The following is a 26,652-nucleotide window of genomic DNA, read 5'->3' on the forward strand; positions in this document are numbered from 1 at the left end:
GCGTTCCCTCTCAATAGATCACGACGGAGCGGATGCTCTCGCCGGCATGCATCAGGTCGAAGCCCTTGTTGATCTCGTCGAGCGTCAGGCGGTGCGTGATCATCGGGTCGATCTCGATCATCCCGTTCATGTACCAGTCGACGATCTTGGGCGTGTCGGTCCGTCCGCGCGCGCCGCCGAACGCGGTCCCGCGCCAGTTGCGCCCGGTGACGAGCTGGAACGGGCGCGTGCTGATCTCCTTGCCTGCCTCGGCCACGCCGATCACGATCGACGTGCCCCAGCCACGGTGGCATGCCTCGAGCGCCTGCCGCATTACGGTCGTGTTGCCGGTCGCATCGAAGGTGAAGTCCGCGCCGCCATCGGTCAGCGCGACGATGTGGGGGACGATGTCACCCACCTCCTTGGGGTTGGCGAAGTGCGTCATGCCGAAGCGACGCCCCCATTCCTCGCGGTCGGGGTTGATGTCGACGCCGACGATCATCCCGGCGCCCGCGAGCTTGGCGCCCTGGATCACGTTCAGCCCGATCCCGCCGAGCCCGAACACGACGACGGTATCGCCAGGCTGGACCTTCGCCGTGTGGACCACCGCGCCCACCCCCGTCGTCACGCCGCAGCCGATATAGCAGGACGTGTCGAACGGCGCGTCATCGCGGATCTTGGCGACCGCGATCTCGGGGAGCACGGTGAAGTTCGAGAAGGTCGAACAGCCCATGTAATGGAAGATCGGCTGCCCCTTGTAGCTGAACCGCGTCGTGCCGTCGGGCATCAACCCCTTGCCTTGTGTCGCGCGGATCGCAGTGCACAGGTTGGTCTTGCCGCTGAGGCACGACTTACACTGGCGGCATTCGGGGGTGTAGAGCGGGATGACGTGATCGCCGACCGCGACGCTCGTCACGCCCGCGCCGATCTCACGCACGACGCCGGCGCCTTCATGGCCAAGAACGCTCGGGAAAAGACCTTCCGAATCAAGCCCATCAAGCGTGTACGCGTCGGTGTGACAAAGGCCCGTGGCCATGATTTCGACGAGGACCTCACCGAATTTCGGGCCTTCCAGGTCGAGCTCGACGATCTCGAGTGGTTTTTTCGCTTCGAACGCGACGGCAGCGCGGGTCTTCATGAACGGGTCTCCTGACTGGCCGCCCTGATGCCCGCAGGTCGTGGCGTCCGCAACCCGCGCGCCGTGCAACCAATGCGTTAATCACGCGCTTGATCCTTACTAATCAAGGAGATGGCAGAGTGAAGGATCCCAAAAAGGGCGACGAGGTCACCTGGAAGTCGCCCGGCGGCGAGGCGCACGGCGTGGTCGAAAAGAAGCAGACCAGCGATACCAAGATCAAGGGACACACCGTCCGCGCCTCCTCGGACGACCCGCAATACATCGTAAGGAGTGACAATGGCGGCAAGGCAGCGCACAAGGCGGGCGCGCTCAACAAGGCGTGACCACGCGCGCAGTGCCTAACGCACGCACGCGAACAGGAAGGAATGCTTATGGCTACAGCTCCCAAGACCGGCGGCATCCACGCCCCCGTCCAGCCCTCTCCCGAGCTCGCTGAGATCGTCGGCAAGGACAAGCTGCCGCGCAGCGAAGTGATCAGCAAGGTGTGGGTCTATATCAAGGCCAACAATCTTCAGAATCCCGAGAACAAGCGTGAGATCCTCGCCGACGAGAAGCTCAAGAAGGTTTTCGGTCGCGACAAGTGCACGATGTTCGAGATGAACAAGTACATCTCGCAGCACGTGAAGGCCTGAGCCCGACCGTGATGCCAGGCGACGCCGGCCGCTTCGACGAAGTGGCCGACGTCGCCTGATCGGCATCTTGGGCAACCTCGCGACCAGATCAGCGACGCGCAGGCCCGCTTGATCCGCTCGCCCGACCGACCTAAAAAGCCTCGATGCCCCCGTAGCTCAGCCGGATAGAGCGACGGTTTCCTAAACCGTAGGCCGCGTGTTCAAATCTCGCCGGGGGCACCAGCTTTCACGACGCATGCGCTCTCGCCGAACGCGATGCCGTGCCTGCATGTGTTCCAAACGCCAAGCCGACGCGCGCGATGCGCGTGTCAGTTCACCTTGTTCGGCGGAACGACCGGCAGCAGCAAAGGCGCGATCGGCACGCCGTCATCGATCAACGCACGCGCTTCGGCGACACTGGCCTCGCCATAGATCGCATCCGACGTCTCTTCGCCCAGATGCATCGCCCGCGCGCGATCGGCGAACCGGTCTCCGACCCATTTGGATGTCTTGAGCGCCTCCGCCTGGAACGCGGCCAGCGCGGTGACGGCGGCCTTTGCGGCCTCTGGCGAGAACTTGCCCGACCGCTCAGGCCGGCTGTTGCCCTTGCTCGCGATCGCTGGCGCCATCACCGCCTTGCCCACGTCATGATCGTCGCAGAGCGGACAGCGGACCTGCCCCTTCGCGCGCTGTGCGTCATAGGCTGCGGTCGATCCGAACCAAGCTTCGAACACATGATCCCGGCTGCATTTGAGATCGAAGACGATCATCGAACCACGGTCACGCGCGGGATCGCGCGTCGGTGCGACAGTGCCGGGATCCGCGCGCGGACGTCGTCGAGCCGCGCCGGGTCGATGTCGGCGAATTGCAGACCCGCCGCTTCGCGCATGTCGAGGATGACATCGCCCCAGGGGTCGATCACCAGCGAATGCCCATAGGTCGCGCGGCCGTCGGCGTGGATACCGGTCTGCGCCGCCGCGACGACGAATGCCCCCGCCTCGATCGCACGCGCGCGCAACAACACTTCCCAGTGCGCACGGCCGGTCGGCTGCGTGAACGCGGCCGGCACCGACAACAGCGTCGCGCCGGCGTCGCTCAGCGCGCGGTAGAGATCGGGAAACCGCACGTCGTAACAGATCGATGTCCCCAGCATCCCGGCGGGGGTCTCGACAACCGTCGCCGTCTCGCCGGCAGCATAGGCCGCGGATCTGCGCCAGCTCTCGCCAGTCGGCAGATCGACGTCGAACAGATGGAGCTTGTCGTAGCGCGCGCGGATCGCACCCTCCGCATCGATCACGAACCCGCGATTGGCGAATTTTCCGTCGGTGCGCCGCACCGCGAGCGATCCGAGATGGACCCAGAGGCCAGCCTCTGCCGCCGCCTGCCGCACCGGCGAGAGAACTGCGTCGTCAGCTTCCGTGGTGATCGAGGCCGATCCGCGCGCGCGGTCACGATCGATCAGCCCCGACATTTCAGGCGTGAACAGCATCGCTGCGCCCCCCGCCGCCGCCGCATGGATCGCATCGACAATCGTCTCGGCATTGCCGGCGGGATCGATCCCGCTGGTCATCTGAAGGACGCCGATCCGCGGCATCAGGTCAGCAGCGGGTCCAGCCCACCCCTGGCATCCAGTGCCGCCAGATCATCGGAGCCGCCGATATGGCGCCCGTCGATGAAGACCTGCGGCATCGTCATGCGACCGCCGGAGCGCTCGACCATCTCTGCCTTTTTCGGGCCGCCCATCGTCACGTCGAACGTTTCGGGCTCAACGCCCTTGGATGCGAGAAGCTTCATCGCCCGCGAGCAATAGGGGCAGAATTGCTTGATGTAGATTTCAACTTTTGCCATGTTTCCCACCTGTGGTCTCACCCCTAGCTTGTCAATAATCTCCGGTCTCGGGCAGCACTCTTGCCCAGCACAGGATCGTCACGGACCGCGCACCCGCCGAGCGCAGCACGCGCGTGCAGGCATCTGTCGTCGCACCGCTCGCACAGACGTCGTCGACGAGCACCACGGCCTTGTCGCGCACGCGTCCCTCCCGGCTCGCCTCGCCGCTGATCGCGAACGCCCCCGCGACGGTCCTTGCCCGCGCGCGGCCCCCAAGTCCGCGCAGCGACAGCGTCTGACGCCGACGCAGCAGCGCATCATGATCGACCGGCACGCCCGATCGCGACGCCACGCCCGCCGCGATCAGCCCGGCCTGGTTGAACCCGCGCGACCAGAGCCGCCAGCGATGCAGCGGAACGGGGACGATAAGGTCGGCCCCCTCTGGCAGCAACCGCGCCATCGGCCCCGCCATCGTCTCGGCGAACGCGATACGCCCGCCATATTTCAACCGGAGCGCGAGACTGCGCGCGACCGGTCCATAGGCCACCGCGGCGCGCAGTCCCGCGTGACGGGGCGGATCCGCCAGACAGGCGGCGCACCGCGCGCCGTCGCCGCGATCATGCGCGAACGGCAGGTTGCACGCTGCACACCAGGGCGGGCCGAGGAAGCGCAGGCTGTTCCAGCACGTCGCACAGAAACGGTGATCGGCCACGACAGGGATCCCGCATCCGGGGCATCGCGGCGGCAGCGCCAGCCGCGCGGCCGCGCCAATCGGATCGAGCCATCGCACGCACTCTTGTCGTCAAACCATGCACGCGGCACAAGCGCGGCGTGCAAACCCCCGACCCCCACCACGCCGCGCCCGAAATATTCGACCGTGCCGCCCGCCGGACCCGCCGCGACCGCGCGGCACCGGTCTATGGCGATCATGATTTCGTCCGCGCGACGATGCTCGACGGTATCGCCGAGCGACTCGATGCGGTGAAACGCGATTTCGTCGACGTGCTCGATCTCGGCAGCTTCGACGGCGCGTTCGTCCCGCCGCCCGGCACGCGCGTCGCGCGGTGTGATGCGGGATATGCGTTTGCCGCAGCTCATGGCGGCGTCCAAGCGGACGAGGATCGCCTGCCGTTCGCCGATGCGTCGTTCGATCTGGTGATCAGCGCGGGCGTCCTCGACCAGGTCAACGACCTGCCCGGCGCATTGAGCCTGATCCGCCGCGTGCTGCGGCCCGACGGGCTGTTCCTCGGCGCGTTCGCGGGCGCGGGCAGCCTGCCCGCATTGCGCGGCGCGCTGCGGATGGCCGAGGCAGAACGCCCGGCCGCGCGTCTGCATCCGCAGATCGACGTGCGGTCCTCGGGGGATCTGCTGATGCGCGCGGGGTTCGCGCTTCCCGTTGCCGATGTCGAGACGCTGAATGTCGGCTACCGCGACGTCGGGCGCCTGCTTGGCGACCTGCGCGGGATGGCGGCATCAAACCTGCTCGCGACGCGCACCGCGATGACGCGCAGCACGCTGGTCGCGCTCGCGCAGGCCTTTGGTGCCGCGGGCGACGACGACGGCCGGACCGCCGAGCGGTTCGAGATCGTGTTCCTGACCGGCTGGGCCCCGTCCCCGACGCAGCCAAAGCCCGCGCGCCGCGGCAGCGGGCGGACCTCGCTCACCGAGGCACTGCGCAAGGCGGGCCCGCCGACGCCATCCGATCCCGCCTAGCGCGGCATGCAGGCTATTCCGGCGTAGCGGGCTTCGATCGGCCGAACGGGATCCTGAGCGACACGACCGCGCCAGACCCCGTCGCTCCTGGCAGCGTGCTCTGGACCGCATGCACATTGCCCTGCCCGCCCCCCGGCAGCCGGAACGTCAGCGGCGCCTCGGGCGCCCGCCGCTGCGGTTCGGGCAGACGGCCAAGCCGTTGGTCGTCGGGGCGACCGCAGACGATGATCTCATCGCCCGGGACGATCTCGGGACACGGGACCGTGGCTGGCTGGGTCTTGCGCACGATACGGGGGGCCGGTGGGCCGGCGACGCCTTGCAGGATCAGCAGCATCGCAAGCATCTAGAATCTCCGCGCAATACCCGCATAGAGACGGGCATCGGGCGTATCATGCGTCAGGCCGACCGCGCCGAACAGGTCGAACTGCAGATCGTCCGTCGCCAGCCAGGCAAGCGATGCCGCCGCCACGGCCTGCGTCGTCGCGCCGCCGGGGTCATCGTCGCGCAACGCCTGGACTTCGCCCATCGCGGTCAGCGACTTGCCGAGCTTGAACGCGAGTCCCGCGGCAGTGCTGAACGCGACGTGGCGGCCGTGGCCATCATCGTCGACCGCGGCATCCACCTCGGGGGTCAGATCGACCGAGACGCTGTCGCTGATCTCATAGGTAACCGGCAGCAGCATGCCGCCGCCCCAATCGCCATCGCCGATCGGCCGACGCCCGACGGGCAAGCTCACGAACGGCAGAAGCGCGATCGCCAGACCACTGCCGTCCGGATCGCGCAGATTGGCCTTCATCCCGAGCGATACGTCGCCTACACGATTGGCGGACTCGACCGCCGCCCCATCGCGCGTCCGGTCATGGCCGAACGGCGTGAACCCAAGCCTGGCCTCGATCGTGTCCGACACGCCGACCCGCACGAGCGTATCACCGACCAGCACATTGTCCTCACGCGTGCCTGACTGATCGTCGCGCGTCCAGTCGGCGATCGACGTCTCGACCGACACGCGGCCCTTCGCCATCGTACAGGCTGGCGTATCGATCCCCGGACGTTCGGGGCAATAGGGCCGGTCCTGCGCGAAGGCCGGCGAAGTCCCCGTGATAGCGATCGCAGCCGCCAGCAGCGGCAGCAGCCTCACCGCAACCGAACCCAGGTCGGTGCGTGGTCGCTGGCCTTGTCACGGCCGCGATAGGCCTTGTCGACGCCGGCATCGATCATCCGGTCCGCCGCCTGCGGGCTGAGCAGCAGATGGTCGATACGGAACCCCGCATCGCGCTGCCACGCTCCCGCCTGATAGTCCCAGAACGTCCAGACGCCACCCTTGGGAAACTGCGTGCGGAGCGCATCGGTCCAGCCCTGCCCGACCAGAGCGCGATAGCATTCACGGCTTTCGGGCTGCATCAACGCATCGTCCTGCATCGCGCGTACCGAATAGGTGTCGTCGTCGTTCGCGATGACATTATAGTCGCCGGCAAGGACCGCGGGCACCTCTTCCGCGAGCAGCACGCGCGCGCGCGCGGCCAGCCGGTCCATCCAGCGCAGCTTATAGTCGAATTTCGGCCCCGGCTGCGGGTTGCCATTCGGCAAGTACAACGCAGCGACGACGATCCCGCCTGTCTCGGCCTCGATGTACCGGCTATGTTCGTCCTCGGGCTCGCCGTCCAGCCCGCGCTGGCGCACTACCGGCGTCGCACCCTTTGCGAGGATCGCGACGCCGTTCCACGCCTTTTGCCCGTGCCAGACGGCGCCGTAGCCCGCCGCCTCGATCTCGGCGACCGGGAACGTCTCGTCGCTCGACTTGAGTTCCTGGAGGCACACGATGTCCGGCTGGTCTTCGGTCAGATACTCGATCAGCCGCGGCAGCCGCGCCTTGATGCCGTTGACGTTATAGGTGACGATCTTCACGCGACATCAAACCGAGAAGCTGGAGCCACAGCCGCATCCCGATGCAGCGTTCGGATTCTCGACCTTGAAGGCCGCGCCGGCGAGCGATTCGACATAATCGACCGCGCAGCCACGGACCAGATCGATGCTGACCGCATCGACGACCAATCGGACGCCGTCGGTCTCGGCGATGACGTCATCCGCGTCGATGTCGTCTGCAAACCCGAATTTATACTGGAACCCGGAGCATCCGCCGCCGTCCACCGAAAGGCGGAGGATCGCGGGCTTACCCTGCTTGGTGGCGATCGCAGCGACGCGCGCCGCCGCAGAAGGGGTCAGGATGATGTCGGGTGCAAGCGTTGCCATGCACCCGAGATAGGCGGTCGGCAGGACCGCGGCAACCTAAGTAAACCTATCCGCCGCCTCGATACGCCGAAGCGCTCAGTCCTGTGCGGCAGGACCGCTCGTCGAAACCGGGATCGCACCGACCGACCGGTCCTGCGCGGCGAGCAGATAGTCTGCCGTGGTCAGGAACGGGATCGGGTTGACCGCATGGCCATCGATCCGGACCTCGTAATGCAGATGCGGACCGGTCGAACGCCCCGTCGATCCCATCAGCGCGATCAGCTGCCCGCGCGTCACGCGGACATTGTCGCCCACCAGGATCTTCGACAGATGGCCATAGCGCGTGGCGATGCCCTTGCCGTGGTTGAGCTCGACCAGATTGCCATAGCCGCCCTGGCGACCGGCGTGCGAAACGATGCCATCCGCGGTCGCATAGATCGGCGTGCCGACCGGACCGGGAATGTCGACGCCTGCGTGCATCGCGGCCGTACCGCGGAACGGATCAGAGCGGATGCCGAAATTGCTCGTGAACGACAGCAGGTGAACCGGCTGGACCGACGGGATCGCGATCACGCCCTGCTGCAGCGTGTCGGCCTTCTTCCAGGTCTGGAAGAGCGTGCGGAACTGTGAGTCGGCGCGGAGATCGGCGAGCGTCTCGGGGCTGTCGGCGGGGGCAAGCGGCCCACCCATTGCAACCCGGGTCGCATGTGCGGTGGTCTTCGCGGCGGGCGAGATCGTCGGCGGCCTGTGCGGTGCCGTAAGCGGGAAGGCAGAAAGCGACGGCGCCAATCGCGAGGACCGTGACGTGACGCTTGATGCTACCCACAGCCTTGGAAGCGAACGCTGCAGCGGTACCGGTGATGTTGACCATTAGTCCCCGACAGATATCGAGCGCGGATCCTTCGGGACCCGGCGCCAAGGCAATGTCTCTGATCGCAGCCCCTCCGCGCTCCAGACCGTGCTTTTAGGGCCGATGCCGCCGCGTTAAGCAAGTCCGGCGCCGCGATGTCGGGCCAGACCGGGAGCCGCGCACGGCGAACCGTTGAAACCTTCGCCGGGCCGCAACGCACTTCACACGGTGATTTCGCCCCAGAATCGCATCACGTCGGCACAGACCTGCTTGAGCGCCGCTTCCACGCCGCCCCAGTCCGACACCCCGAGCGCCCGCGCGATGACCGCCTGCGTCGCGTCACCCGGAAGCACCGCATCGGGCGCGACGAGGCGCAGCGTCACCAGCAACCGTGTCAGCACGTCGTGCGCCTCGAGCATCGACGCAGGCATGGCCCGCTCGTCGACCAGGCGCGCGATCGCGGTCCGCAGATTGGGGTCAAACCCCGATTTGCGGGTCAACTGGACGACGTGGGTCGCGAATTCGAGATCGACCAGCCCCCGGGCAACAGCTTTGCGTCCAGCGGTCCCTGGGGCGGCTTGTGCGCGGCCATCTTCGCGCGCATCTCGCGCGCGTCGCCCACGATGTCGTGCGCGACGCGGTCCCCCGACAGGACAGCCGCGATCACGTCGGTGACCGCGACGTGCGCCGTCGGCGAGCCGAACACCGCGCGCGCGCGGGTCAGCGCCATATGCTCCCACGTCCACGCCTCGTCCTGCTGATAGCGGCGGAAGCTGTCGAGCGACACGACCAGCGGGCCATTGCCCCCCATGGGGCGCAACCGCGTATCGATCTGATAGAGCGGCCCCGCCGCGGTCGGGACCGACAATGCGGCGGTGATCCGCTGCGCGAGCCGATTGTAATAGAGCGACGCACCAAGCGGCTTTGTGCCATCGGACTCCGCGTTGAAGTCGCCGGTGAACAGATAGACGAGGTCGAGATCGGACGCATGCGTCAGCATCGCGCCACCCATCCGCCCCAGCGCGACGATCACGAGCTCGCTCCCCGCGACACGACCATGCGTCGCGACGAACGCCGCGACCGTCGCACTCGCCAGCACGTCGATCGCAGCCTCCGCGACGCGCGCATAGCCTGACGCGACGTCGAGCGGATCGGACGTCCCCGCGACGATCTGCACCCCCAGCGCGAACCGCATCTCGCCCGCGGTCCGCCGCACGTGATCGAGCAGCGCCTGATAGTCGCCATCGGTATCACCGCCGTGCATCGACGCCTTCAGCGTCTCGAGGTCCGCGACGGGCATCAGCGCGCTCGCGTCGATCAGCCCGTCGAGCAGGTTCGCGCGGCGCCCCAGTTCATCCGCGAGCGTCGGCGCATGGCTGAGGATCGTGACCAGCAGCCTCGCCAGAGGGGGCCGTGCGTGGAGCAGGCGGAAGATGTTGATCGCGCTCGGCAACCGCTCGATCATCGCATCGAGCCGCATCAGCGCCTGTTGCGGCTCGGGGGCCGTCGCAAGCGCCGGGATCAGCGTCGGCAACACCTGTTCGAGCGCCTCCTGTGCGGCGGCACTTCGCAGCGCCGGATAGGCACCGCCGCGCCACGCATCGATCCGTCGTCGCGCGGCATCGGGATCGGCGAAGCCCGCGTCGACGAGATTGGCCTCGAGCCCGCGCGGATCGTGCGGCAACCCCGCCGCCGCATCATCGTCAAGCGCGTCGTAGATCCGCCCCGTCGACGCGACATGCGGCGCGATCTCCGCAAGCAGCGCGGCACCGTTCTCCGCCCCGTGAAGCCATGCCAGCCGGTCGAGCGCCTCGCCTTCTGGGAGACGATGCGTCTGGCGATCGTCGACCATCTGCACGCGGTGCTCGATCGTCCGCAGCAACGTATAGCTCGCGCTCAGCGCCCCCGCCTCGTCGCGCCCGATCCATCCGGCATCGGCGAGCCGGGCGAGCGCGGTCCGCGTCGCGGGCGCCCGTAACGCGGGATCTCGCCCGCCGTGGATCAGCTGGTGGATCTGCGCAAAGAACTCCGCCTCGCGGATCCCGCCACGCCCGCGCTTGAGATCATAGCCCGCGCCGAACGCCTGCCCCTGCGCATAATGGTCGCGGATGCGGCGCGAGATGCCGCGAAGCTCGCGTATCGCGCCGAAATCGAGCGCCCGGCGCCAGACGAACGGGCGGATCGTGTCGAGGAACGCGCTGCCCAGCGCGATGTCACCCGCCGCGGCGCGCGCGCGAATGAACGCCGCGCGCTCCCACGGCAGCGCCTGTGCCTCGTAATAGCTGATCGCGGCCGACACGGGCAGCGCGATCGGGGTGATCTCGGGCGATGGCCGCAATCGCAGGTCGACGCGGAGCACATAGCCATCGCCGTCGCGCGCCTGGAGCAATTCGACGACGCGCCGCGCAATCCGCACCGCGGCGACGTCGGGAGTCTCGGTGCCTCGAACGGGCAGCGTCCCGGGATCGTAAAGCAGGATCGGATCGATATCGGACGAATAATTGAGCTCGCCGCTACCCTGTTTGCCCAGCGCGATCGCGACGAAACCCCGGACTTCGGCATCCGGGGTTCGTTCCTTGATCGCGGTGCGGATCGCGGTATCGAGCGCGTGATCGGCAAACCGCGTCAGCGCCGTCGTGACCGCGCCGAGGTCCAGCACACCCGCCAGATCGCCAACCGCGACCTTGAGCGCCAGCGCACGCCGCTGCAGACGCAACTGCCGACCGACGGGGACGTCATCGGCAAATGTCTGGTGCGCCAGGTCGAAGCGGCCGTTCGCCAGATCCTCGGCGACGGCTGGCTCGCGAGTGAGGATCATCGCCAGAAACGGCGACCAGCGTCGTGCCCGATCAAGCGCGTCCGCGAGCTGCCCTGCCGGATACGTCGCTGGCTCAGGATCTCGGATCATCGCGCACCCCGCAAAAGGCAAGTAAAGTCAAGTCAAAATGCAACGAAGAGCGTGGCTCATCGTTATGGACGCATGACTTACGAACCTCAAATCTCGCGCGGCGTCGAGGATGGCGGCCGCGTCATACGTGCGCCCCGCCGCACCGATGCGATCGGGGCCTCCTTGTGCCGCGTCTACGGTCGTCCGTCGACCATGCCCCGGGACTTCGCCGCGCTTCTCGACCAACTCGACGACGCGCCGCACCGCGCGCACTAGAGATCGAGAAACGTCGGATCGACCGATACCCGACCTATCCGACAAACAGATTAACGGCCGCGGCTCAAATGCTCGACATCACCCATGATCGAATCGAGTGCGCTCTTGCTCGCATCGGTCTCGTGATCACGGCGTGAGGGAAGCGACCCGTCGGTCAGAATGGTTTCGAGCGCAACGCGACCACGTGCGACACGGCTCTTGATCGTGCCGACCGCGACGTTGCAGATCTCCGCCGCCTCTTCATACGCGAAGCCACCGGCGCCGACGAGAATGAGCGCCTCACGCTGCGGCTGTGGCAGATGCATGAGCGCACGCTGCATGTCGCCCAGTTCGACGTGACGATCCTGGCTGGCGGGTGCCGCGAGGATACGGTCCGCGACCAGATCATCCCATTCGCCCTTGAAGCGCGCGCGACGCATCTGCGACAGATACAGGTTGCGCAGGATGATGAACGTCCAAGCGCGCATGTTCGTGCCGGCCTGGAAACGCAGACGTGCGGCCCATGCCTTCAACAGCGTTTCCTGGACAAGATCATCGGCAAGATCGCGACTGCCCGACAGCGAGCGCCCGAATGCGCGAAGATGCGGAATCACCTGGGCGAGTTGAACCTTGAACTCGGCATCCGAAAGCGAAACGTGCTCCAGCGGCGCGACTTCGGCCTCACCGGCGTCGACCTCGTCGTCACGCTGAGCAGACTGTATCATGTAATTCCGATCGTCTCGTTAGGACGACTGTGCCCGAAAGCCAGCCGCCATGGCAGCACGGATCGGCAAACACCGCCCCGCACCTGTCGTCATATGCTATCGAATGACCAGAAAAGCAAAGATCGCAATGACAAGGACGAGGGATATCGCGAGGATATACCGCGTCATGTGCGGCGTTTCGCCTGCGCGAGCGTCTTCGCCATCGACATGGATCGGTTCGTTTGGATCAGCCATTTCGGTCAAACGACCAAGGACCGTTTTGGGTCCGTAACCTTCGAAACTTATCGAGCGGCATGACCTCTCGGGGCCATGCCGCTCGATGACAGCGCCAGCTTAGAGGCCGGGAACTGTCGCCTGGTCGAAGAACAGCGCCTGGCTGATTGCAGCCTTGACGGTCGACCGCTGGAACGGTTTCGTGATCAGGAACGTCGGCTCCGGGCGCTCGCCCGTCAGGAGGCGCTCAGGGAACGCGGTGATGAAGATCACCGGAACCTCGAACTCGGCGAGGATGTCTTTCACCGCATCGATGCCCGAGCTGTCGTCCGCCAGCTGAATGTCGGCCAGCACGAGGCCGGGACGCTCTTCCATCGCCAGCGCGACCGCCTCGTCGCGCGTTACCGCGACGCCTGTCACGTCGTGACCCAGATCACGAACGATCGTCTCGATATCCATCGCGATGATCGGCTCGTCCTCGATGATCAGCACGCGCGCACGCGTCTGGTTCTCGATCTCGGCAAGCGCCTCGGTGACCAGCTCCTCGACTTCGCTCGGCTCGACGTCGATCAGATACGCCGCGTCCTCGGGGGTGAAGCCCTCCATTGCGGTGAGCAGCAAGGCCTGACGCGACAACGGCGTCATCCGCGACATGCGGGCACGGGCGACAGCCGCCTGGCCGTCCATGTCGCCCGGACCTTCGTCGGCGACTTCGTCATAATTGGCCGAGGCCCAGATCGCCTGGAACATCCGGTACAGGCCAAGACGAGGGTCGACGTCCTTGGGAAATTCTTCCGGCGCCGCGACGATGGCCTCCAACGTCGCGCGCACATATTTGTCGCCATGACTCTGACTGCCGGTCAGAGCCCGGCCGTAGCGCCGCAAAAAGGAAGATGCGGGGCGAGTTGCTGTCCAAGCGACATGGGTATTGGTAACTCCCTGATCGGTACGACGCCCCGACTGGAACGCCGTCATTGTAATGCGCCACGAGCCTTCGTCCGTCGCAATATCGTCCGGGTTGTGCCCTTTCGTAACGACGGTGTCGATTTTTCGCTCGAACGGGGAACCATCGAGAGGCTATTTGGTTTCACGAACAATATTCCGAGTGTGTGCCTGTCGCGTCGCGTCCGGTGCGCATTCGCCATCACATGCTCGCCAACGTAACGTGCGTCGTGCAGGGGGAAGTTTGAGTTTGGGCCACGACACGCAACAGAAGACCCCGGCAAGCAAGACGCCCCGTTCCACCGCCGACAAGGATCGGCAGATGGGCAGCGCCTTGCGCTCGGTCTATCAGAAAACCGTTGAAGAGGCCGTTCCGGACGAGTTTCTCGCGCTGCTCGGCAAGCTAGACTGACGGCGGGCCGGATGGCCTCGCCCTCATCGCCACCGCGTTTCGAATCCCCGGCCGCCCCTGACCTTGACGGGGGCGATACAGCCGCCCCCGTCGTACGACAGCGCTCGGCCTTGTCCGCATCGCTCGGCCGATTGCCGACGGGGGCAAAGCTTTTCCTGATCCTCAGCGCGGCATTGCTGCCGCTTGCGCTGATCGCGGTGTTCGCCACGCTCCAGACGACGCGTGTCGTCGATGCCGAGGCGCGCGCACGCCTGCGCGTTGCCGCTGCCGAAAGCGCGCGCGCGATCGCGATCGAACTCATTGGCGACATGACTGCGCTGCGCGTCGCGGTGAACGCGCTCGGCTCGGACCCTGCCGACGCGCCGAGTTGTGCCCGCGCACAGGGAGTCTTCGCGCAGCAATCGTCCGCGGGGACCCGGTTCGTCATCACCGACCGCGCCGGCCGCGTACTCTGTGGCCAGGCGCTTCCCGATCCGGTCGCGCTGAACGCCGTGTCGAACCCGGTCGAGGCCGCGATCCTGCCCGACCGCGGGCTCGTGCTTGCCATCACCGGGCCCGGCGGCGACACGTCGGCGCGTGCCTATTTTCCCCGGATGTTTCTCGAACGGATTGGCCGTCCGTCAACCAACACGCTCGATTTCAGCAGCGCGCTCGTGCTTGGCCAGGATGCGCTGCGGCTAGAGATGATTTCGGACGAGGCACCGCTCGATCGCATGGAAACGATGCGCACCGATCTCGGCGTCGCTGGACTGGCGCTGCGTACCAGCGTCCGCAGCGCGCCGATCACCTCGTCGCTGGTCATCGCGATGCTGCTCCCGCTGCTGATGTGGGCGGCGGCGGCGGGGATTGGCTGGTTCGTCGTCGACCGCCTGTTGATCCGTCCCTTGCGCCAGCTTCGCGCAGCCGTCGCGGCCTATGTCCCCGGCGAGGTCATCGATACGGGCACGGTGCGCGCGCTGCCGGCGCAGGAGATCCGCGAGCTCGGCGACACGTTCCAGTCGATCAGCCAGACGGTTGCGGCGCATGAGGCCGGGCTTGCGGCGGGGCTCGTCCGGCAGACCAAGCTGACGCGCGAGGTCCACCACCGGGTCAAGAACAACCTCCAGGTCATCTCCAGCCTGATCAATTTCCACGCCCGCAGCGCACGCAGCGACGACGCGACCGATGCCTATTCCTCGATCCAGCGCCGCGTCGATGCGCTGGCGGTGGTTCACCGGAACCACTTCGCCGAACTCGAGGAAAACCGTGGGCTGAACCTCAGGACGATGCTGGGCGAATTGTCGTCGAACATCCGCGCCACAGCCTCCAGCCGGTCGCACGGGCTCGGCATCACGCTCGACGTCGATCCCTATCTCGTCAACCAGGACGTCGCGGTCGCGGTGGCGTTCCTCGCCACCGAGACGATCGAGCTGGCGATGAGCTGCGATCCGGCGGCGCAGATCCGGGTCTCGATCAAGCCCGGCGACGATCCGAACCGCGCCGTGCTCCGCGTCATTTCGCGTGCGCTGATCGAGAGCGATGCGCTCCGCGAGGCGTCGCAGCGTTATGGCCGCGTCATGGAGGGGTTGTCGCGCCAGCTGCGTTCAGCGCTTCACCACGACCCGCTGGTGGGCGCCTACGAGATCGCATTCGCAGTGATCGGACGTGACTGAAGACGCTAAATCCGGCGCCTTAAAAAATTCCTCACGACCGCCGGAACCGACGACCACCGCCGCCGTTCTACACTTCGGATAGCGACATTATGCCCCCCGCTCTCGCTATCCAAGTCATAGGCCCGGAAGTATCACCCCCCCCCGGTGATGCTTCCGGGCCTTTATCGTCTAGGGTCATGTCGCGGCATTTGTGTGGTTCCGGCGTCGGAACGAAAATGCAGCCCGGACATTTGACCTGTCGGTGGCATCAAGCCCGTCTAGGAGGAATATCATGCGTAAGTTGGTTGGATTGGCGATTGTTGCCAGTGCTCTGGTCGTGTCGGCATGCAACACGGTCGAAGGCGCGGGCAAGGACGTGAGCTCGGCGGGCCGCACCGTTGCGAAGACCGCGAGCGACGCCAAGTAAGCCTTTGCGCTTAAAATGAAACGGGGCCCGGTGCACATGCACCGGGCCCCGTTTTTGTTTGCCTGGGGACACCGCGCGCGACGCGCGGTCAGGGAACGAGATCAGTGCTTTCCTCGTCCGTCTCGAGCGCCTTGGCCTTCTCGCGACTCCGCTCGGTGAACCAGATCCCGATAAGCGCGAACTCGTACAGGATGACGAGCGGGATCGCGAGCAGCAGCTGCGAGCCGATGTCCGGCGGGGTCAGCACGGCGGCGATCGCGAAGGCCGCCACGATCGCATAGCGGCGCGCGCCGACGAGCTGCTGACGCGTCACGATGCCCGCACGCTCGAGCAGCATCAGCAGGACGGGCAGCAGGAACGCGAGGCCGAAGCCGAACAGGAACTGCATCGTGAACGACAGGTAATGGCCGATCGCGGGCAGCGCCTCGCGCTTCACGCCGCCAACGACGCCGTCGAACCCCAGCAGGAAGTGCAACGCCATTGGGATCGCGATGTAATATGCCATCGCGGCGCCGGTCAGGAACAGCACCGGCGTCGCGAGGATGAACGGCAAGAGCGCACGCTTCTCCTTCTTGTACAGCCCCGGTGCGACGAACTGCCACAGCTGGTTCGCGATGACCGGGAACGACAGCATCATCGCGGCGAAGAACGCGACCTTCACCTGGACGAAGAACGCCTCGAAGATTTCGGTATAGATCACCGTGTCCTGCCCCGCCGCGAGCAGCGGGTGGACAAGGAACCCGAAAATGTCCTCGGCGAAATACATCGCGATACCAAACGTCACCACCAGCGCGGCGATGCAGTAGAGCAGCCGTCGGCGCAGCTCGATCAGATGGTCGAGCAGCGGCGCCCGGCTTTCGTCGATTTCACTCATGCGGTTAGGCTCTCGGCATTCGAGGCTGCAATTCTTCGACTGTCACGATGGTCACGACGGGGCGATGTCGGACGTCGTGCCGGGCGTTTCGCCCTTCGCACCGGCGCGTGGCTTGCCAGACGACGTGTCGGGCGCCGGGGCATTGGTCGCGTGCGCGTCCTCGAACAGGTCGAGGCTGTCCATCGACTTTGCAGGCGCGACCACGGGTTTCTCCACCATCACCGGATCACCGCTGTGATCGTCCGCGGGTCGATCGACCGGATCCTGCGTGCCGTGCGACGAAATCGCCGCGACGTCATCAGCCTTGGCCGGCTCGGTCGGCGGATGCTCGCGCATGATCCGCTCGTTCTCGGCGGCCCAGCGCTTCTCCATTTCCTCGAGCTCGGCCTCGCGAACCATCGAATCGAAGCCGGACCGGAACTGCCGGGCGACGCCACGCGCCTTGCCGACCCAATAGCCGACCACGCGCATCGCCTTGGGCAGGTCCTTCGGACCGATCACGACGAGCGCGACAAAGGCCACGAGCAGGAACTCGGAGGGAGCGATATCGAACATTCAGTCCCGCCTGTCTGGACGCATCGAAACTAGCCGCGTCAACCGACGCTCAGCGCTCTTCGCGAACGCGGTTGCCGTCGCGATCGAACGCGGGGTCGGCGGCCTTCTGCGCCTCGATGCGCGCCGACGGCTTGGCGGTCGCGTCGTCGTCGGGCTCGGCCATGCCCTTCTTGAAGTTCTTCACGCCCTTGGCGACATCGCCCATCAGGCTGGAAAATCGACCACCACCGAGCAGCAGGATCGCGACGACCGCAAGAACGAGCAAGTGGATAGGGCTGAAACCACCCATGATATTTCTCCTAAGACCGGTTACTATCTAGGCGTCATCGTCCGCGTTTGCCACAGCGCTTTCGCGGTTCGCGCCCTCGATACGCTCTTCCTCGGCACAATCGACCGGATCAAGCAGCCCCGCGGCACGAAGGTCGCTGATTCCCGGCAGGTCCGCGCGGCTGGCGAGCCCGAAATGCGCGAGAAACGCCGGCGTCGTCGCGAACAGCAGCGGTCGCCCCGGCACCGCGCGCCGCCCGGCAGGCCGGACCCAGCCCGCCTCCATCACGACGTCGAGCGTGCCCTTCGAGATCTGGACGCCGCGGATCGCCTCGATCTCGGCGCGGGTGACGGGCTCGTGATAGGCGATGATCGCAAGCGTCTCGGTCGCGGCGCGGCTCAGCCGGCGCGGCGATTCGCGCGTATGCCGCACGACATGCGACATGTCCGCGGCGGTCTCGAAATGCCAGCGCTCGCCGCGCCTGACCAGTCCGACGCCGCGTCCCGCATAATCGGCGACGAGGCGGTCGAGCGCCGCGCGGACGTCCCCCGCCGCGCCACCGACATGCCCGCGAGATCGCATCGATCGTCAGCGGTGTCTCCGCCGCGAACAGCACCGCCTCCACCGCGCGTGTCACCGCGTCGGGCGGGCTCATCCGCACCGCCTGAGATACAGCGGCGCAAAGGGCTCTGTCTGCCGCAGCTCGACCTTCCCTTGCCGCGCAAGCTCGAGCGCGGCGACAAAGCTCGATGCCAGTGCCGACCGCCGCAGCCGCAACTCCGCATCGGGCAGGAAACTCGCGATCTCGCTCCAGTCGATCCGCTCGCCGAGCAACGCCGATACCCGCGCGAGCGCCGTCTCGAGCGTCATGACCGCACGGTCCGCGACCACGTGCATCACCGGACGGCTCCGCGCCGAGACCCGTCCATACGCCTCCAGCATCTCATAGAGCTCGACGCGCCACGCCGCGGTGCGCATCGATTTCAGCCCCTCGGGTGCGCCCCGTGCGAACACGTCGCGGCCCATCCGGTCGCGTGCCATCAGCCGCGCGCCCGCCTCCCGCATCGCATCGAGCCGTTCGAGCCGTCGCTGCAGCCGCGCCGCCATCGCTTCGGGATCCGGCTCGGCAAGCGGATCGCGCGGCAGCAGCAGCGCCGATTTGAGGTAGGCGAGCCATGCGGCCATCACCAGATAATCCGCCGCAAGCTCGAGCGTCAGCACGCGCGCCGAGCGGACATACGCCAGATACTGTTCGACCAGCGCAAGGATCGAGATCGCACGAAGATCGACCTTCTGACCCCGCGCGAGCGACAACAACAGATCGAGCGGCCCTTCCCAGCCCTCCAGATCGAGCGTCAGCTGTGGATCGTCCATGACCGCGGCCTACACCATCGACGCGCCGCATGCAGCCGGCTTGTCGCCAGCGACAGGGTCGACGGCGTCAGGATTGACCGCAAGGCTTAGGGATCGAGGCGCGCCTAGACCCGCGCGAGCAAGGCGTCGCGCGTCGCGATCATCTCCGCGAAGTCACCCGTCGCGCGCCCTACCGACGCCATCGCGCGATCGAGCCTGGCGCGCGACACGTCCGCAATCTCGCCGAGCCGTCCCGCGATCTCGATCATCTCGTCCATGCGCGCCCAGCAGTCGAGGACCAGGTCGCATCCCGCCGCGATCGCCCCCGCGGCCTTTTCGCCCGCGGTTCCCGACAGCGCCTTCATGTCGATATCGTCGGTCATCAACAGTCCGTCGAAGCCGATCCGCTCCCGGATGACGCGCTCGATCACGACCGGTGACAGCGTCGCGGGACGATGGGCGTCCCAGGCTTCGAACACGATATGCGACGTCATTCCCATCGGCGCGCGGTTGAGCGTGCGGAACGGTTCGATGTCGACCTCGAGTTCCGCGTCGGTCGCAGTGACGGTGGGGAGATGATGATGCGTGTCGACGCGTGCTCGGCCATGCCCCGGCATGTGCTTGACGACGCCGGCGACACCGCCCGCCGCAAGTCCCTCAAGCGTCGCGCGGCCCAGCGCCGCGACGCGCATCGGGTCCGACCCATAGGTCCGCGTCGCGACCGCCTCGGTCGTGTCCGGCTGCGCGACGTCGAGCAGCGGCAGGCAGTCGACGGTGATCCCGACTTCGCTGAGCATCAGACCCAGCGCATGCGCGTTCGCCCGCGCCGCCTGGATCGCGGTCATCGGTGCCCGGTCATAGGCTGCATCGAATATCGGCCCCGCCGGAAATGCGGGCCATTCGGGGGACCCATCCGCGCGACGCGGCCCCCTTCCTGGTCGATCAGGATCGCCAGATCGTCGCGCCCTGCGAGCGCGCGAAGCGAGATCGGTGAGCGCACGGACCTGCGCGCGATCGACGACGTTGCGCCGGAACAGGATATAGCCTGCGGGCTCGCATTCGGCGAAGAATGCGCGTTCGTCGGGGGTGAGCACGGGGCCGGACAGGCCGAAGATGACGGGCTTCATGCCCGCCGATCTACCCACTCACTCCCGGTGCGTCACGCTAAACCCGTCATGCAGGTCGACCGGCAGACCTCAGCTCGCGACGAAGCAGGTCTCGCCCGCGACGCGCAGACGCCCGCAGATGTCCGCCGCCTGGTTCGCGCTGCCCGCGTCGACGCGCAGCCGGTACAGCGTGCTGCCGCCGCGCGCGACGGGTTCCACCGACTTGGCGAGCGGTGCCAGATAGCTGAACCGCTTGGAAAAGTTGGTCCAGGCCGCATTGGCCACGGCCGCGCTTGGAAACGCACCGAGCTGAACCAGCGACCCTCCGGCAGCCGTCCCCGCAGCCGCCGGCTTGGCGCGCAGCGGCGCCGCGGCGACGAGCTTGCCGCCCGATTCGGGCACCTGCGCCACCGCATTGCGTCCGGCTTCACCGCTCGGTTCCGCGACCTTTGCCGTCGAGCGCGTCCCCGCGACGGGCGCCTCGGGAACGCCGGTCAGGTCGATCGCCCCATTGCCCGCGCCCTTGCCGGCGCTGGTCGCGATCGCGCTGTCGCCCTCACCATTGACCTTCAGCCCGCCGACATCGTCGGGCTTGACCTTGTACGGTCCTTCCTGGGCCGCGATCAGCCGTCCGTCGCCGGTCGGGGCGCGGTTCTGCATCGAATAGACCCCGAAGATGATCGCAGCCAGCACGCCCAGCCCCAGCACAACGAGCGCGACCACGCGCGCGGCCGACGGCCCCTCGCGGTCGTCGGGCTCGACGGTTTCGAGCCAGGGAAGGCGATCCTCGTCGCGAAGGTCCATTTCGTCGGCCATCAATTCAACTCCGAAACCGCCTCGACGCCCATGATTGCCAGGCCGTTGCGGATGATTTGCCCGATTGCGTCGGCAAGGAAAAGCCGTGCCGCGGTCGCGCCGGGATCCTCGACGACGAGGAAGCGGCGATCGGGGCGGTCGTTCCCGACATTCCACAATGCGTGGAAGGCTGCTGCCAAGTCATAGAGATAAAAGGCTATCCGGTGCGGCTCGCGCGCGGTTGCCGCGGTCTCGACGATCCGCGGAAACTGGCTGGCGAGCTTCATCAGCGCGAGCTCGTCCGTATCAAGCCGGGACAGGTCAGCCTCGATTTCCGCGATTCCCGCCTCTGCCGCGCGCCGGTGAAGCGACGCAATCCGCGCATGCGCATACTGGACATAGAAGACCGGGTTGTCCTTCGACGCCTCGACCACCTTGGCGAAGTCGAAGTCCATCTGCGCGTCCGAGCGGCGCGTCAGCATCGTGAAGCGCACGACGTCCTTGCCGACCTCGTTGACGACGTCGGCGAGCGTGACAAAGTTGCCCGACCGCTTCGACATCTTGACAGGTTCGCCGTTGCGCAGCAGCCGCACCATCTGGACGAGCTTGACGTCGAACCGCGTCTTGCCGCCGGTCAGCGCCGCGACGCCCGCGACGATCCGCTTGACGGTCCCGCCATGATCCGCACCCCAGATGTCGATCAGCTGATCCGCGGTCTGGCTCTTCTGGAAATGATAGGCGAGATCGGCGCCGAAATAGGTCCATGACCCGTTGGACTTCTTGATCGGGCGATCCTGATCGTCGCCGAACTGCGTCGAGCGGAACAGCGGCAGCTCGACCGGCTCCCAATCGTCCGCCATCTCGCCCTTGGGGGCCTCGAGCACGCCGTCATAGACGAGGTCGCGCGACCGCAACTCGGCCTCCGCCGCCTCGGGCTTGCCGAGCGCCTGCAATTCCGCCTCGGACGAAAACACCTCGTGCTCGATCCCCAGCAGCGCGAGGTCGGCGCGGATCATCACCATCATCGCGGCCACGGCGCGCGTCCGGAACGTCGCCAGCCAGTCGCTCTCGGCCGCATCGACGAACCGGTCGCCATATTCGGCCGCGAGCGCCTGCCCGATCGGCACGAGATAATCGCCGGGATACAGGCCCTCGGGGATCGTGACCGTCTCGCCCAGTGCTTCGCGGTAGCGCAGGTGCACCGACCGCGCGAGCACGTCGACCTGCCCGCCCGCATCGTTGACATAATATTCGCGGATCACCCGGTGCCCGGCGAATTCGAGCAGGCTGGCCAGCGCATCGCCGACCACCGCGCCACGGCAATGCCCCATGTGCATCGGCCCGGTCGGATTGGCGGAGACATATTCGATGTTGACCGTGATCCCCGCGCCCTGCGTCGAGCGGCCATAATCCGCGCCCGCAACGGGTACCGCGGCCAGTTCGTCGCGCCAGGAATCGTCCGTGAGCTTCATGTTGATGAACCCCGGGCCGGCGACGCTCGCGCTTTCGACCGCGTCGATCTTGCCGAGTTCGACAACGAGCGCATCCGCCAGCACGCGCGGGTTGGTCTTTGCGGGCTTGGCGAGCACCATCGCCGCGTTCGTCGCGAGATCGCCGTGGCTGGCGTCGCGCGGCGGCTCGACCGTCACGTTCCTGCGATCGAGCCCGGCCGGCAGGAGTCCCGCCTCGGTCAGCGTATCGAGCGCCGCATCGATATGCGCGGCAAAGCGGGTGTAGAGCGTCATGGCAATTCCGGTATCGTAAAGAAGTAAATATTCAGCCCGGCGCTCTAGCCCAAACGCTTCCCGCGCTCAATTCATCCCTCGCGCACCCCGCGGAGCGCCGCCGGTGCCCGCACCCGCCGCTTTCCGTGCACGACGTGCAACCGCGACGGACTCCTTTGCATTTGCGACCGATGCTGCACCGCAATATCTTTGGGCATGACAGTCGGGCTGGAACGATCCCGCCCGACACCCCTGGAAGACGGAGCACAGACCATGCGCAAGACCGTATACATCCTGGCCGCCGCCGCTGCCGCACTGACCTCGACGATCGGCATGGCCGACGAGGGCAAGCAGTCGTTCGTCCATGAGGGCGACACCTATGTCTACACGAGCAACGTCGACCATGGCCGTCAGGTGATCAGCGGTCGCCGCTATCCCTCGGGCCAGGCGTTCCGCCTCGTCGTCAACGGCAACCGCGTGTCGGGCGTGTCGGGCGGCGTCCCCGTTGCGTTCAAGACGACCGAAGCCACCGGCGCCGCTGGCGGTATCGCTGCCGTCGCGCGCTGAACCGCGCCATCTGGCATGACAAAGGGGTGTGCGACACGCGTCGCACACCCCTTTTCGTGCGCGCGTGGTTCAGAAGCCCTCGGGCAGGTCGATCGGCCCTATCAACGCCTGATACCGCGAGATCGCATAGCGATCGGTCATCCCCGCGATGAAGTCGGCAATGTGCCGGCTCCGGTCGGGATCGCTCTCGGGCAGGCGTTCGCGCCATTCCTCGGGGATGGCGCGCGGATCGTCGTGATACACCGCGAACAGCCCCGTCACGATCCCGTGCGCCGCTTCCGCCGCGGCGATCTGCCGCGGATGATGATAGAGATTGGCGTACATGAAGCGCTTGAGGTCGCGTTCCTCCTCGCGCATCTGGGCGGAGAACCCGACGAGGCATTGCCCCGCCGCGCGTACGTCCTCGACGCTCCCCACGCCGCTCGCCGCGATTCGCGCCTGCGTTTCAGCGATCAGGTCGTTGGCCATCGTCCCGATCTGCGACCGGACGAGCTCGCCCATCAGCCGCTTGGGATCGACGTCCGGAAAGCGCGCGCAGACGTCGCCCCAGCCGCGCGCGATCAGCGGCACTGCCATCAGCTGGTCGAGCGTCAGCAGTCCGGCGCGCAATCCGTCGTCGATGTCGTGATTGTCATACGCAATGTCGTCCGCGATCGCCGCGACCTGCGCCTCGAGCGACGAGAAGCTCGTGAGCGCCAGCGGAAACGCGTCGTCCGCCGCGCGCAGTGCCCAGCCCGGATGCCGCACCGGCCCGTTATGCTTCGCCAGCCCCTCAAGCGTTTCCCAGGTCAGGTTCAGGCCGTTCCACCGCGGATAGGGCCGCTCGATCTCCATCAGCGTCCGCAGCGTGTGGCCATTATGATCGAACCCGCCCCGCCCCGTCAGCGCGATCTTCAGCGCGTCCTCGCCGGCGTGGCCGAACGGCGGATGGCCGATATCGTGCGCCAGGCACAGCGCCTCTGTCAGATCCTCGTTGAGCGCCAGCGTCCGCGCGACCGCACGACCGATCTGCGCGACCTCGAGGCTGTGCGTCAGGCGGACGCGGAAATGATCGCCGTCGGGTGCCATGAAGACCTGCGTCTTGTGACGCAGCCGGCGAAAGCTGATCGAATGGATGATCCGGTCGCGGTCGCGCTGGAATGCATCGCGCGGACCACGGACGGTCCCGTTCTGTTCCTCGTGAAGCCGACCTTTGCTGCGCGCCGGGTCCGATGCCCAGGGCGCGTGCGGCCTCACTTCGCGGGCAACTTCGTGATGACCTGACCCGCGTCGCTGGTGAAGGAGAAGGTCGAGACCCCTTCCTTGGCGAGCGCGTTGACGAACGTCCGCGCCTCGGCCGCGGTCTTGAACGGCCCGGCCAGCACGCGGTTCGTCGCGCGCCACGGTGTCGTCCAGCCCCCACGCGTACCGACCACGGCAGGCGCCTTGGCCTTTACGTTCTTCCACGCCTTGGGAAGATCACCCTCGGTCGCGCCGGTCGACACCTGGACCCAGATCCGCTCGGGATTGGCGCGCGCAATGCGCTTCTCCTCCGCCGCTTCCTTGTCGGCGATCGCCTTCTTCTCGGCCGCTTCCTTCTTCTCGGCGAGCAGCTTCTTGTCCGCCACGGCCTTGCGATCGGCGGCCTTCTTGTCCGCGGCAAGCTTCGCTCGCGCAGCCTTGGCCTCGGCCGCCTTCGTCACTGCGAGCGCGTCCGCCGCCGCACGATCGGCCAGCGCGTCGCGCGCGGCCTTGGCTTGTGCTTCGGCGACCACGCGCGCTCCGTCGTCGGGTACGGGAGCTGCTCCCGCAGCCGCCGCGGGCTGCGCCGCGGAGGAGCGTGCAAGCGGCGCAACGTCGAGCTCGGATGCCGGGATCGACAGGCTCGCGACGATACGCGCAAGGATCGAGTCCTCGCTCGCCGTAACCGCTCGGGTCGGCATACGCGACGTGTTGGCCGCAAGCTCGACCGGAGCGGCCGACGTGAAGCCGGGCGTCGGCGAGGTCGTGGCGGTTTGGGTTGGCGTCGGCGTTGGCGCCGCAGCCACCTGCGCAGGCGTGGACGCGACCGGTTCGGCAGCGACCACGGTCGCGCCCGCGCGCGACACGATCGGCGTGCCTGCCGACGACGCGGGCAGCGCCGCCATCTGCGCGGTCAATGTCTCCGGCAGCGTACCCGACGGCGTCGGCGTCGACACGGTGGTCGACGGCCGCGCAGTTGCCAGCGCGGCACCGGGCGCGCGCGTCGACGAGCCCGCCAGCGCGACGGGTGGCCGCACGGGCAGCGGTTGGACGAATACCGGCGCGGGCGTCGACGATGGCAACGCCGGGGCGGCGACCGAGCCGGGCTGCGTCGGCGCGGTCACGGGCGCCGTCGCGCGGGGAAGCGGCTGCACGCTCGCGAGTTGCGTGGCGCCACCTGCAGGCGTCGATGCAGGCGGGGTGGACGGTGCCGGCGATGCAACACCCGCAGTCGAGGCGACGCGCGTACCGGCTGCGCTGCCGGTCGCGGGTACGCCAGCCGCGGCTGTCGGCGCGACGGTTGCAGGCACCGGCACGGCCGCCGCCATCTCGACGCGCCCGGGCAAGGCCTGCCGACCCCGACGGTCACGCGATTTCTCCCGTCGACCGGCATTCGCCGATGCCGTCGCCTGTGGCAGCGCCTGCGGCTGAACCTGAGCGAGCATCACGGGTGCGGTCGGATCGACGCCCATGACGGGCAAGGCCGGCGTCAGCCGCGCATCGGCGATCCGCTGCGGCGTGGTGTGCACTTCGCCGAAATGCACGGCGAACGCGCGGTCGGCGGGCGACAGCGTCGGCAGCCGCTGGAAAAAGGGTTGCAGCCCCTGCGCCGCAGCGCCGGGCATCATCGTCGTCACGATCGTCTCCGCGCCGCGCTGATCGTTGCTCATCGCCAGGATGAACGCGCGCGCGCGCCACGCTCCGCGATCCTTTTTCAGGACCAGCGGATCGAGCTGTTTCAGCGCGAGGTCGCGTTTCCCCGATATGCCAAGCGACAGCGCATAGCGGCGGATCGTCTCGTCGTCGCTCGCATCGCGCAAGGCGACACGGTAGTCGCGTTGCGCGCGATCCTGTTCGCCGATCAGGTCATAGGCGAGTCCGCGATCCGAGGCGAAAAAGCGCGGCTGCAATCCGAACGCCTCGGCCTGCGCGAAATAGCGCAGCGCCTGCCCCGGCCGCTCCGACCGGACGAGGATCGACGCCATCCCCGCCTTCATCCGGCCGTTGCGCGGATCGACCTTTTCGGCGCGCGCGAACAACGCCGCGGCACCGCTCAGATCGCCAAGCCCCAGCGACAATTCGCCCGCCCGCACGAGCGCATCGACGTTGCGCGGATTGGACGCGAGTTGCCGCATCGTATCCGCGAGCCGATCCGCGTCGGTCGTCCCGGGCAGCGGCTGGACGACCTCCTGCGCTGCAACCGCCTGTGGAACGGCGGCAAGCACGAGCGCCAGGCTGGCGGTCAGGATGTGATGGGACAAGCGAGTCATGGGAAGCCCGTTGCTAGACCCCAACGCGTCTCAACCGGCAATATCCGGTTGCGGGCAGCGCGCCGAAGCGGGGCGCGCCG

At 67.1% G+C, this 26,652-nt stretch carries 25 protein-coding genes, 1 tRNA gene and 5 pseudogenes; 8 read left to right on the plus strand and 23 right to left on the minus strand.

Annotated features, from left to right (window positions below):
- Positions 1-10: 10 nt before the first annotated feature.
- Entirely contained in the window at positions 11-1,117 is a 1,107-nt protein-coding gene (locus tag QP165_RS05520; RefSeq protein ID WP_333994305.1) for an S-(hydroxymethyl)glutathione dehydrogenase/class III alcohol dehydrogenase, read from the minus strand.
- Between the two features lie 119 nt (positions 1,118-1,236).
- On the opposite strand from QP165_RS05520, the gene QP165_RS05525 reads away from it, so the two are divergent.
- The 3 genes from QP165_RS05525 (at position 1,237) to QP165_RS05535 (ending at position 1,971) form a co-directional block, all read left to right on the plus strand.
- On the plus strand, positions 1,237-1,440 hold the full coding sequence (locus QP165_RS05525; RefSeq protein ID WP_056015902.1) for a DUF2945 domain-containing protein: 204 nt from the start codon (positions 1,237-1,239) through the stop codon (positions 1,438-1,440).
- A 48-nt stretch (positions 1,441-1,488) separates the two neighbouring features.
- A complete protein-coding gene (locus tag QP165_RS05530; RefSeq protein ID WP_056015904.1) occupies positions 1,489-1,749 on the plus strand; it encodes an SWIB/MDM2 domain-containing protein in 261 nt (86 codons plus the stop codon).
- Between the two features lie 145 nt (positions 1,750-1,894).
- Positions 1,895-1,971, plus strand: a tRNA-Arg gene (locus QP165_RS05535).
- An 86-nt stretch (positions 1,972-2,057) separates the two neighbouring features.
- Here QP165_RS05535 and QP165_RS05540 read toward each other — a convergent pair.
- From QP165_RS05540 to QP165_RS05555, 4 genes are read right to left on the minus strand one after another with little or no spacing between them, the layout of a single operon-like run.
- A complete protein-coding gene (locus QP165_RS05540; protein WP_333994307.1) occupies positions 2,058-2,498 on the minus strand; it encodes a DUF1178 family protein in 441 nt (146 codons plus the stop codon).
- Positions 2,495-3,322: a carbon-nitrogen hydrolase family protein gene (locus QP165_RS05545; protein WP_333994309.1), complete on the minus strand. Its 828-nt coding sequence runs from the start codon at positions 3,320-3,322 to the stop codon at positions 2,495-2,497. Before QP165_RS05545 ends, QP165_RS05540 begins: the two co-directional genes overlap by 4 nt.
- A complete protein-coding gene (gene grxC, locus QP165_RS05550) occupies positions 3,322-3,576 on the minus strand; it encodes a glutaredoxin 3 (RefSeq protein ID WP_056016046.1) in 255 nt (84 codons plus the stop codon). The genes QP165_RS05545 and grxC overlap by 1 nt, the downstream gene beginning before the upstream one ends.
- Before the next feature lie 31 nt (positions 3,577-3,607).
- Entirely contained in the window at positions 3,608-4,345 is a 738-nt protein-coding gene (locus tag QP165_RS05555; RefSeq protein WP_333994312.1) for a ComF family protein, read from the minus strand.
- A 41-nt stretch (positions 4,346-4,386) separates the two neighbouring features.
- Between QP165_RS05555 and QP165_RS05560 the strand changes: the two genes are divergently transcribed.
- Positions 4,387-5,268, plus strand: a complete 882-nt coding sequence (locus tag QP165_RS05560; protein ID WP_333994313.1) for a class I SAM-dependent methyltransferase — start codon at positions 4,387-4,389, stop codon at positions 5,266-5,268.
- A gap of 13 nt (positions 5,269-5,281) precedes the next feature.
- Here QP165_RS05560 and QP165_RS05565 read toward each other — a convergent pair whose 3' ends face one another.
- The 8 genes and pseudogenes from QP165_RS05565 to QP165_RS05600 form a co-directional block, all read right to left on the minus strand.
- Positions 5,282-5,611, minus strand: a complete 330-nt coding sequence (locus QP165_RS05565) for a hypothetical protein (protein ID WP_333994315.1) — start codon at positions 5,609-5,611, stop codon at positions 5,282-5,284.
- Complete coding sequence (locus tag QP165_RS05570; RefSeq protein WP_056016058.1) at positions 5,612-6,406, minus strand: transporter; 795 nt, start codon at positions 6,404-6,406, stop codon at positions 5,612-5,614. It abuts the gene before it with no gap.
- A complete protein-coding gene (gene xth / locus QP165_RS05575) occupies positions 6,403-7,173 on the minus strand; it encodes an exodeoxyribonuclease III (protein WP_333994317.1) in 771 nt (256 codons plus the stop codon). The genes QP165_RS05570 and xth overlap by 4 nt, the downstream gene beginning before the upstream one ends.
- Positions 7,174-7,179: 6 nt before the next feature.
- Positions 7,180-7,518, minus strand: coding sequence for an iron-sulfur cluster insertion protein ErpA (gene erpA / locus QP165_RS05580; RefSeq protein WP_333994319.1), 339 nt, complete (start codon positions 7,516-7,518; stop codon positions 7,180-7,182).
- Positions 7,519-7,593: 75 nt separating this feature from the next.
- Positions 7,594-8,196: pseudogene (locus QP165_RS05585) on the minus strand (M23 family metallopeptidase); the annotation flags it as partial.
- A 372-nt stretch (positions 8,197-8,568) separates the two neighbouring features.
- Positions 8,569-11,255, minus strand: a pseudogene (locus QP165_RS05590) (bifunctional [glutamine synthetase] adenylyltransferase/[glutamine synthetase]-adenylyl-L-tyrosine phosphorylase).
- A gap of 305 nt (positions 11,256-11,560) precedes the next feature.
- Complete coding sequence (locus tag QP165_RS05595; RefSeq protein WP_056016074.1) at positions 11,561-12,214, minus strand: sigma-70 family RNA polymerase sigma factor; 654 nt, start codon at positions 12,212-12,214, stop codon at positions 11,561-11,563.
- A 333-nt stretch (positions 12,215-12,547) separates the two neighbouring features.
- Positions 12,548-13,350 (minus strand): annotated as a pseudogene (locus QP165_RS05600) (response regulator).
- A 269-nt stretch (positions 13,351-13,619) separates the two neighbouring features.
- Here QP165_RS05600 and QP165_RS05605 point away from each other — a divergent pair.
- The 3 genes from QP165_RS05605 to QP165_RS05615 all read left to right on the plus strand — a co-directional run bounded on the left by QP165_RS05605 (position 13,620) and on the right by QP165_RS05615 (position 15,839).
- Entirely contained in the window at positions 13,620-13,781 is a 162-nt protein-coding gene (locus tag QP165_RS05605) for a NepR family anti-sigma factor (protein WP_156350073.1), read from the plus strand.
- 11 nt (positions 13,782-13,792) lie between these two features.
- Entirely contained in the window at positions 13,793-15,433 is a 1,641-nt protein-coding gene (locus tag QP165_RS05610; RefSeq protein WP_082445730.1) for a sensor histidine kinase, read from the plus strand.
- Between the two features lie 271 nt (positions 15,434-15,704).
- Positions 15,705-15,839, plus strand: coding sequence for an entericidin A/B family lipoprotein (locus QP165_RS05615; protein WP_056016086.1), 135 nt, complete (start codon positions 15,705-15,707; stop codon positions 15,837-15,839).
- Positions 15,840-15,927: 88 nt separating this feature from the next.
- Here the strand turns inward: QP165_RS05615 and tatC are convergent, their stop codons facing one another.
- The 8 genes and pseudogenes from tatC to argS all read right to left on the minus strand — a co-directional run bounded on the left by tatC (position 15,928) and on the right by argS (position 22,535).
- Positions 15,928-16,713 carry a twin-arginine translocase subunit TatC gene (tatC, locus tag QP165_RS05620; RefSeq protein WP_333994322.1) on the minus strand — a complete coding sequence of 262 codons (786 nt, stop codon included), beginning with the start codon at positions 16,711-16,713 and terminating at the stop codon, positions 15,928-15,930.
- Between the two features lie 51 nt (positions 16,714-16,764).
- The gene (gene tatB, locus QP165_RS05625; protein WP_333994323.1) at positions 16,765-17,268 is read right to left on the minus strand and encodes a Sec-independent protein translocase protein TatB; all 504 of its coding nucleotides are present in this window, start codon (positions 17,266-17,268) and stop codon (positions 16,765-16,767) included.
- 49 nt (positions 17,269-17,317) lie between these two features.
- Positions 17,318-17,557 (minus strand): twin-arginine translocase TatA/TatE family subunit, encoded by a 240-nt coding sequence (locus QP165_RS05630; protein WP_056016091.1) that lies wholly within the window; start codon positions 17,555-17,557, stop codon positions 17,318-17,320.
- Between the two features lie 27 nt (positions 17,558-17,584).
- Positions 17,585-18,191 (minus strand): annotated as a pseudogene (gene scpB, locus QP165_RS05635) (SMC-Scp complex subunit ScpB).
- Positions 18,188-18,910 carry a segregation and condensation protein A gene (locus QP165_RS05640; RefSeq protein ID WP_333994327.1) on the minus strand — a complete coding sequence of 241 codons (723 nt, stop codon included), beginning with the start codon at positions 18,908-18,910 and terminating at the stop codon, positions 18,188-18,190. Before QP165_RS05640 ends, scpB begins: the two are co-directional and overlap by 4 nt.
- 104 nt (positions 18,911-19,014) lie before the next feature.
- Positions 19,015-20,016: pseudogene (locus QP165_RS05645) on the minus strand (glycoside hydrolase family 3 N-terminal domain-containing protein).
- A gap of 69 nt (positions 20,017-20,085) precedes the next feature.
- Positions 20,086-20,811, minus strand: a complete 726-nt coding sequence (locus tag QP165_RS05650; protein WP_333994330.1) for an SPOR domain-containing protein — start codon at positions 20,809-20,811, stop codon at positions 20,086-20,088.
- Complete coding sequence (argS, locus tag QP165_RS05655) at positions 20,811-22,535, minus strand: arginine--tRNA ligase (RefSeq protein ID WP_333994333.1); 1,725 nt, start codon at positions 22,533-22,535, stop codon at positions 20,811-20,813. Before argS ends, QP165_RS05650 begins: the two co-directional genes overlap by 1 nt.
- Before the next feature lie 252 nt (positions 22,536-22,787).
- On the opposite strand from argS, the gene QP165_RS05660 reads away from it, so the two are divergent.
- On the plus strand, positions 22,788-23,081 hold the full coding sequence (locus tag QP165_RS05660; RefSeq protein ID WP_056016105.1) for a hypothetical protein: 294 nt from the start codon (positions 22,788-22,790) through the stop codon (positions 23,079-23,081).
- Positions 23,082-23,150: 69 nt separating this feature from the next.
- On the opposite strand, the gene QP165_RS05665 is transcribed toward QP165_RS05660, so the two are convergent.
- Positions 23,151-24,317, minus strand: a complete 1,167-nt coding sequence (locus QP165_RS05665; RefSeq protein WP_333994335.1) for a deoxyguanosinetriphosphate triphosphohydrolase — start codon at positions 24,315-24,317, stop codon at positions 23,151-23,153.
- Positions 24,314-26,572, minus strand: a complete 2,259-nt coding sequence (locus QP165_RS05670) for an SPOR domain-containing protein (protein WP_333994337.1) — start codon at positions 26,570-26,572, stop codon at positions 24,314-24,316. The genes QP165_RS05665 and QP165_RS05670 overlap by 4 nt, the downstream gene beginning before the upstream one ends.
- Between the last annotated feature and the right edge of the window lie 80 nt (positions 26,573-26,652).

Origin of the sequence: Sphingomonas sp. 22R3R2A-7 (assembly GCF_036856055.1) — a bacterium.
In the GTDB taxonomy this organism is placed as follows: Bacteria; Pseudomonadota; Alphaproteobacteria; order Sphingomonadales; family Sphingomonadaceae; genus Sphingomonas.